The following is an 831-nucleotide window of genomic DNA, read 5'->3' on the forward strand; positions in this document are numbered from 1 at the left end:
CTGCCGTTCGACGATTGCCACGATGCCTCATCACTGTTGAAAACAGCCACAAAGCCAGCCGGAATATCTGGCGGTGCAATATCGGTACTGTTTGCAGGCAGACCGGTATGAGGCGGAATATATGCGTCACCTTCACCAATAAATTCATTAGTTCCGGCCAGCAGATTATAAATTTTTATGGTCCGTGGTTGTTCACTCATTCTGAATGCCATTATGCAAGCCTCACAATATAGTTAAATGCAATGTTTTTGACGGTGTTTTCCGCGTTACCCGCAGCGTTAACGGTGATGGTGTGTCCGTGTGAACCAATACTGAAAGAATGGGCATGAGCACCGATAACAACCGGATGCTGGTGCGCACCAATACCAACTGTATGCGCATGTGCACCGGCACTCACGGCTGTACCGGACAATGAGTGACTGTGGCTGCCCTGACTGTCCGTTTTCGATAAATAAGCAATACCCTGTGTGCTGGTTCCTTTAACTGTGGATAAACTTCCTGTAATGGTTGCTGTTCCATACTGACTCCAGCCAGAACTGTTCATCCTTAAACCACTTGTGTGGGCATGAGCACCCGCGGCCCCTGTTGAACCGCTCAGACTGTGAGCATGAGCCCCCGTGTTATTCGTCGATTTGGTGCCGTAATCGAAACTGCCTGTTGTTTTCGTCCCGTAATCAAACGACGATGTGGTTTTCGTCCCCAAGAATTCATAAAGAAAAGGGCTGTTGCGCCAATGAAAAATAATAATAAGCCTCTGCTAAATTTACTTTGTTTTTCTTCCACAGTAGACAAACCTCCTGATTCGATAATTTTATTATAGCAAGTAAATGT

At 46.3% G+C, this 831-nt stretch carries 1 protein-coding gene and 2 pseudogenes; all 3 read right to left on the minus strand.

Annotated elements, in window-relative coordinates:
• A pseudogene (locus MMB69_RS27180) lies at positions 1–212 on the minus strand (tail fiber assembly protein); the annotation flags it as partial.
• Entirely contained in the window at positions 212–703 is a 492-nt protein-coding gene (locus tag MMB69_RS27185; protein ID WP_240491102.1) for a hypothetical protein, read from the minus strand. The pseudogene MMB69_RS27180 and the gene MMB69_RS27185, both read right to left, overlap by 1 nt.
• Positions 595–831 (minus strand): annotated as a pseudogene (locus MMB69_RS27190) (hypothetical protein); the annotation flags it as partial. The pseudogene MMB69_RS27190 and the gene MMB69_RS27185, both read right to left, overlap by 109 nt.

The organism is Priestia sp. P5 (assembly GCF_029522155.1).
Lineage (GTDB): Bacteria > Bacillota > Bacilli > Bacillales > Bacillaceae_H > Priestia > Priestia megaterium_E.